The sequence below is a fragment of the Streptosporangium sp. NPDC050148 genome (genome assembly GCF_055586505.1).
This window is the reverse complement of sequence record NZ_JBVJIA010000002.1, coordinates 403,925-410,631: the sequence shown is the minus strand read 5'-3', so window position 1 is coordinate 410,631 and position 6,707 is coordinate 403,925. Positions and strand designations below refer to the sequence as shown.

Below are 6,707 nucleotides of genomic sequence, written 5' to 3'. Positions count from 1 at the left end.
CCTCCCCCCCCGCCCCCCCCCCTCCCCCCCCCCCCCCCCCCCCCCCCCCCCCCCCCCCCCCCCCCCCCCCCCCCCCCCCCCCCCCCCCCCCCCCCCCCCCGCGGCCGCTTCACCACGAGGCTCTAGCATTCTGCGGCGTGAGAGATCTCCGCCTGCTTCCCAAGGCCCACCTGCACGTCCACCTGGAGAGCACGGTACGCCCGGAGACCGTGCGCGAGCTGGGCGGGCCACCGGAGCCCGAGGGTGCGTTCACGAGCTTCCGGGAGTTCGCCGACCAGCGGGCCAAGGTGCGCGAGCTGCTGCGCACACCCGAGCACTTCCGCCGGATCGCCCTGGAGTTCTGCGAGGACGAGGCCGCCCAGGGCACCCGCTACGCCGAGGTGACCTTCACCGCCGCCTCGCACGGGGAGCGGGTCGGGCGGCTGGAGATGCCGCTGGAGGCGGTGCTCGACGGGCTGGCCGAGGGCAAGGCCAGGTTCGGCGTCCGCAGCCGGGTGCTGCTCGACCACTCCCGGCGCCGGCCGGTGGAGCGGCTGTGGCGGACCTACGAGCTGGCCACCCGCTACGACGAGGTGATCGGTATGGGGCTGGCGGGCGACGAGAGCCATCCGCTGGCGCCGTTCGCCGAGGTGTTCGGCGCGGCCGCGGACGCCGGCCTGCACCTGGTCCACCACGCCGGGGAGTCCGCCGGCGCGGCCAGCGTCCGCGAGGCACTGGACCTGGGGCGTACCGAACGGCTCGGGCACGGCATCCGGGTGCTCGACGACGAGGCGCTGGTGGCGCGGGTGCGCGAGAGCGGCATCCCGCTGGAGGTCTGCCCCACCTCCAACGTCCTGCTCGGCCTCGTCCCCTCGCTGGCCGACCACCCGCTGCCCCGGCTGCGCGCGGCCGGGCTGAGGGTCACGATCAACACCGACGGCGAGACCGCGCTGGCCGACGAGTACGCGCGGCTGCGCGAGGTCTTCGGGTACGGCGACGACGTCCTGGCAGAGCTGGCCCGTACCTCGATCGAGGCGTCGTTCGCCCCCCGGGACCTCGTCGCGGCGCTCCTGGCCGAGGTCGACGCCTGGTCGTCCACGTTCACGGACCCGTCCCCGGCCTCGTCCGGGGGCGGGTCCGTGGCCGGGGGCGGGAGCGGATCGGGGCGGACGCCGGGGGACGCCTCCCCTGGCCGGTCCGGCGGCGGGTCCGGGAACACGCCCGTGTAGGCTGTCCGCGTGCGTGATCTTGGCGATGACCCCCGTCCGGCCCGTGGCGCGGTCCGCGAGATCCTTCGCGTCGACCGGAGCGCGACCCTGCACTACTCCCCCGACCTCGACGGGCTCGCCGACCCCGGCGAGATCGTCTGGGCCTGGGTCCCGTACGAGGAGGACCCGGCCCGGGGCAAGGACCGGCCACTGCTGGTCGTCGGCCGCCACGGCCGCGACCTGCTCGCCCTGATGCTCTCCAGCCGCGCCGGGGGCGGCCGTCCGGACGACTGGCTGGAGATCGGCCCCGGCGCCTGGGACCGGGACGACCGCGTCTCCTACCTGCGCCTGGACCGGGTCTTCGTCCTCGGCGAGGACGACATCCGGCGCGAGGGCTCCGTCCTCGACGGCGAGCGCTTCGCCCGGGTGGCGGCCGTGCTCAAGCAGACCCACAACTGGGCCGCCGACGGCTGAGCCCCTCCCGCATCCCGGGACGGCGTGAATTCGATGGAGAACGGCGTCGCCGGTCGGCATCCTGGTCTCCCATGGACGACAGAAGACTCGTTCGAGTCTCGAAGTACCTCTCCAAGCACCTGCGGCACCAGCCGGAGAGCATCGGCCTGACGCTCGACCCGCAGGGCTGGGTGGAGGTCGAGGCCCTGCTCGCCGCCGCGGCGCGGCACGGGTTCGCGATCACCCGTGACGAGCTCGCGCGGGTGGTGGAGGGCAACGACAAGCGGCGCTTCACCGTCGAGGGCGACCGGATCCGCGCCAACCAGGGGCACACGGTCGAGGTCGACCTGGACCTTCCCACCGTCGAGCCGCCCGAGTTCCTGTTCCACGGGACGGTCGGCGCTCAGCTGGCCGCCATCCGGCGCGAGGGCCTGCTGCCGATGGCCCGCCACGCCGTGCACCTGTCCCCGGACCGGGAGACCGCGACCCGGGTGGGAGCGCGCCGGGGCCGTGCGGTCGTGCTGGTCGTCCGCTCCGGGGAGATGCACCGGGCCGGCCACGAGTTCCAGGTGAGCGCCAACGGCGTCTGGCTCACCGCCCACGTGCCGCCCGACCGCATCACGTTCCCCGACTGAGGCCCGGCACAGCACGGCCCGTCCGTCTCGTTCCTCCGGTCGACACTCCGCCACCGTACTTCCCAGCACCGCATCACGTTCCCCGGCCGTCGCCCGGCAACCGAGGAGATGCGGCCGCGCGACCCCGGAGCGGACCATGGGTCGCGCGACCACCGGCCTGCCGCGTCCCACCGGCGCGGCGGGCCGGCGCCCGAAGGGGAACGGAACGCGGCACCGCACGGGAAGGCGGGAGGGCAGGACGTGGCGTCTCACACGCGTGCCGTCCGAGGCAGACGGGCGGTCACGTCCTGCGCGCAGGACGGGCTGTGGCTGCTCGACGCGCTGGACCCGGAGCCGGTGGCCCACGGCGTGGGCGCGGCCTACCGGATCCGCGGCGACCTCGACGTCGGCGCGCTGCGCGCCGCCTGGAGCGAGGTCGTCCGCCGTCACGAACCTCTCAGGACCGTCATCCGCGAGAGCGGCGGCCGTCTCGTCCAGTACATCTCACCGTCGTCCGAGGAGGCCGGCCACGCGCTCGCGCTCCTCGACCCGGACGCCGTCGTCGGTGACGGCGCCGACGACATGGGTCGTGACATCGGTCATGACATGGGTCCCGATGTCGGCCCCGATGACGATCCCGGCGCGGAACGGCGTGCCGAACGGGTCCGCGCCGCGCTGAGCGCCGAGCCGTTCGACCTGGCACGAGGCCCCCTGGCCCGGGCGACCCTGGTCCGCCTGGGCGAGAACGACCACCTGCTGGCGCTCCGGCTGCACCGCGCCGTCGCCGACGACCGGTCCGTGTCGATCGTGGTGGACGAGCTGTCGGCCGGCTACGTCGCGGCGCTGGCGGGAAGACCCGCGGGCACGGCCCTGCCCGCCCTCACGTCCCGGTTCGCCGACCACGCGCGTCGGCAGCGCCGGTGGATCCGCACCCCTGCGTTCCACGAGCTGCTGGACTGGTGGACCCGCGCGCTGACCCCCCTGCCGCCTGTGGCCCTGCCCGTGAACCACGGCCGTCCCCGCTCCGCGCGCGGCCGGACCGTCCGGTTCGACTGGGGCCCGGACGCGCGCTCCCGGATCGCGGAACTGTCCCGCGCCGCCGGGACCACGCCGTCCACCGTCCTGCTCGGCGCGCTGCACTGCCTGCTGCACCGGTACGGGGGCACGGACCGGACGGCGGTGACGGTCCCGGCGAGCCTGCGCACGGCTCCGGGGACGGACCTTCTGGTCGGGCCGTTCGTCAATCCGCTCGTGCTGACCGCCGACCTCTCCGGCAAGCCGTGCTTCCGCGAGCTGCTCACCCGGCTGGACGGACGCGTCCGCGAGGCCCTCTCCCGCAGGGAACTGCCCTTCCCGTACGTGGTCCGGGCACTTCGCGCCGACCGGGACCCGTACCGGGTCCCGCTGTCCGACGTCGTGCTCGACGTGCGGGAGAGCCCCGAGGCCGAGCTGCGGCTTCCCGGCGCCGAGGTGCGCCGCCTCCCGGCCACGAAAGGCACGGACGGCACAGAAGGGACGGACGGCACCGACGCGGCCGCGAGCCTGGCCGACCTGACGTTCACCGTGGACCTGGCCGGGCCCTCGGTCACCGGTTCGCTGACCTACCGTGACGGCCTCCTGGACGAGGGCTCCGCCCGCTCCGTCCTGGACCAGCTGCGCACCCTGCTGACCGCCGCCGCCGGGGACCCCGGCCTGCCGGTGGACGCTCTCCCCCTGGAGCCCGCCGACCGCGTCCGCGAAGCCGCCCGCGAGGCGGACCGGACCGGAGCCGGCCCCTCCCCCGGTCTCGGGGTCCACGAGCTCGTCCGTCTGCACGCCGCGCACCGGCCGGACGCCGCCGCGGTCGCCTGGGAGGGTGTCGTCACCTCCTACCGTGAGCTGGCCCGGCGGGCGTCCGTCCTCGGCGCCCACCTGCGCCGCCTGGACCACGGGGGCGATGCCGGAGACGGCTGCTCTGAGGGCGGTGCCGCAGGCCGTGCCGGAAGCGGTGCCGGAGGTGTCGGAGGCGCGGCGGTGGCGGTGCGCGTACCGCCGGGTCCCGGCCGGATCGCGGCGCTGCTCGGGGTGCTCGGCACGGGCGCCCACCTGGTCTGGCTCGGCACGGGCGACGCCGGGGACCGCGTCCGGGCGGTCCTGTCCGACCTGCGCCCCGCCTGCATGCTCGTGGAGGGGTCACCCGACGGGGACGAACTGGCCCGCTGGTACCGCGACGAGCTGGGCGGGAGGGTCATCGACATCACCGGCGACCTCGCCCTCGACACCGCCCTCGACACCGCCACCGCCACCGCCACCGAGGACACGGCGGGCACGGCCGACCTTGCCGCCGACATCGTGGCCGGGGCCGGAGCCTCCCCGGCGGAGCCGCCGCTCCCCGGCGTCCCGGATCCGGACGCCTGGGCGTACGTCGCCTACACGTCGGGCTCGACGGGGCGTCCCAAGGGGATCCCGCAGACCCACGCCGCCCTCGCGCAGTTCGTCACCTGGTTCGCCGCCGAGTTCGGCATCGGGCCCGGCTCCCGGGTGGCGCAGTGGGTGACTCCCGAGCACGACCCGGCCCTGTGCGAGGTGTTCGCGACGCTCGTCTCCGGGGCGACGCTCTGCCCGGTGCCGGACGGCATCAGGGCACACCCCGAGAAGCTGGTGGCCTGGCTCACCGACCAGGAGATCACCCACATCCAGACCGTTCCGAGCTTCGCCAGGACGCTCCTGGGCGCGATCACCGGCGGAGGAGCCGGGCACCCCGCCCGCCTCGGGCACATCCTGCTGATGGGAGAGGCGGTATCGCCGGAGCTGGTGCGCGGCCTGCGCGCGGCCCTGCCGTCCACCCGGCTGATCAACCTCTACGGGCCCACCGAGACGATCGCGGCGACCTGGCACGAGATCGGCGGCACGACCGGGAACACCGCCGGGGACACGACCGGCCGCACCGTCGATGACACGACCGGGGACACGGTCGGCCACGGGGTCGGGGACGCCGCCGGTGTGATCCCCATCGGGCGTCCCATCCCCGGCAGGCAGGTCCTGGTCGTGGACGAGTGGGACCGTCCCTGCCCGGCGGGGGTGACCGGTGAGATCGTCGTGCGCACCCCGTACGTCACCCCCGGGTACATCGGCACGGCCGGTGGCGAGCCCGTCTTCGAGCCGCTCCGGGGGCCCGGGAGGCCCGAGGAGCCCGCGGTGGCCTGCCGGACCTACCGGACCGGGGACCTGGCGCGCCGGCGCTGGGACGGCCGCCTGGAGTTCCGCGGGCGCAAGGACTTCCAGGTGAAGCTCTCCGGCGTCCGGATCGAGCTCACCGAGGTCGAGGCGGCCCTGTCCGCGCACGAGTCGGTGGCCGAGTGCGCGGTCGTCGCCCGTACCGGCCGGGACGGCCTGCCCGACGCGCTGGTCGCCTACGTCGTCCCGGCCCCCTCCGCGTCCGGGGACGCCTCCCCGGCCCGGGCCTGGCGGGCCTGCCTGCGGCGGCGTTTCGGCCGCGACACGCCGGCCGTGCTGTTCACCGTCCTGGACCGCCCGCTGCCGCGGAACCTCACCGGCAAGGTCGACCGGGGAAGGCTGCCCGGCCCCCGGCACGCCGCCTGGCGGCCGGAGCCCCCGGCCCCGACCCCGACCCCGACCCAGAAGGGCGTGATCGCCATCTGGTCGGACCTGCTGGGGCGGGCGGAGATCGGCGTCGAGGACGACTTCTTCGCGGCCGGTGGCCACTCCCTGCTGGTCCCCCGGCTCGTCGCGCGCGTCCGGGACCGCTTCGGCGTCGAGCCGTCCCTGCGGCGGTTCTTCGCCGAGCCGACCCCGGCCGGGCTCGCGGCGCTCGTCGACGAGGCCACCCGGCCGCCGGTCGCGGGCGTCCACGAGGCGGCCCGGCCGCGGGCCGCGGGTGCCCGGGGAGACCGGTCCGGCGTCCCGCGGGGAGGGACGGCCGGTGGGGACGGTCCCCAGGACGGCCCGCGTGGACGGGGACGTGCCGCGCACCACGGTGCCGCCGTTCCCGCCGGAGCCCTCTCCGGGGGACAGGGATGATTCACATTGACGGCAGGAGGAGAGCCAATGACCGTTGACCAGCGCCCGAGCCCCGTCGCCTCGGACATCGAGCGGCGGGTCGAGCGGATCTGGAAGGACGTGCTCGGCGTGGCCGAGTTCCCGTCCGACGCCACCTTCTTCGAGCTGGGCGGGCAGTCCGTCTCGGCGGTCCGGATCATCGCCCGGATCGAGGAGGAGATCGGCGTCACGATCGACATGGGCGATCTGTTCGAGGACCCCGACCTGGCGACGTTCGTCCGCGACGTCGCCGCCAGGGCGCCGCGGGAGCAGGCGTAGCGAAGCGACGAGGACGGCCGGGGCGGGGGGGGGGGGGGGGGGGGGGGGGGTCTGTTTCCCTCCCCCCCCCCCGGGGGGGGGGGGGGGGGTGGGGCCGGGGGGCTCCCCACAGGCACGCGGGGGGGACAGGTGCCTC

5 protein-coding genes are annotated in these 6,707 nt (G+C 75.9%); all 5 read left to right on the top strand.

Features of this window, described 5'->3' with window-relative positions; genetic code table 11:
- Positions 1–137: 137 nt before the first annotated feature.
- The 5 genes from add (at position 138) to ACZ6RT_RS03520 (ending at position 6,571) form a co-directional block, all read left to right on the top strand.
- Positions 138–1,208 (top strand): adenosine deaminase, encoded by a 1,071-nt coding sequence (gene add, locus ACZ6RT_RS03540; protein ID WP_470152122.1) that lies wholly within the window; start codon positions 138–140, stop codon positions 1,206–1,208.
- A gap of 9 nt (positions 1,209–1,217) precedes the next feature.
- Positions 1,218–1,661: a type II toxin-antitoxin system PemK/MazF family toxin gene (locus ACZ6RT_RS03535; RefSeq protein ID WP_399188919.1), complete on the top strand. Its 444-nt coding sequence runs from the start codon at positions 1,218–1,220 to the stop codon at positions 1,659–1,661.
- A gap of 71 nt (positions 1,662–1,732) precedes the next feature.
- Positions 1,733–2,275 carry an RNA 2'-phosphotransferase gene (locus tag ACZ6RT_RS03530; protein WP_399188917.1) on the top strand — a complete coding sequence of 181 codons (543 nt, stop codon included), beginning with the start codon at positions 1,733–1,735 and terminating at the stop codon, positions 2,273–2,275.
- Positions 2,276–2,515: 240 nt separating this feature from the next.
- Positions 2,516–6,274, top strand: coding sequence for a non-ribosomal peptide synthetase (locus ACZ6RT_RS03525; RefSeq protein WP_470152121.1), 3,759 nt, complete (start codon positions 2,516–2,518; stop codon positions 6,272–6,274).
- 27 nt (positions 6,275–6,301) lie between these two features.
- Positions 6,302–6,571 carry a phosphopantetheine-binding protein gene (locus ACZ6RT_RS03520; protein ID WP_399188913.1) on the top strand — a complete coding sequence of 90 codons (270 nt, stop codon included), beginning with the start codon at positions 6,302–6,304 and terminating at the stop codon, positions 6,569–6,571.
- The last annotated feature ends 136 nt before the right edge of the window (positions 6,572–6,707 follow it).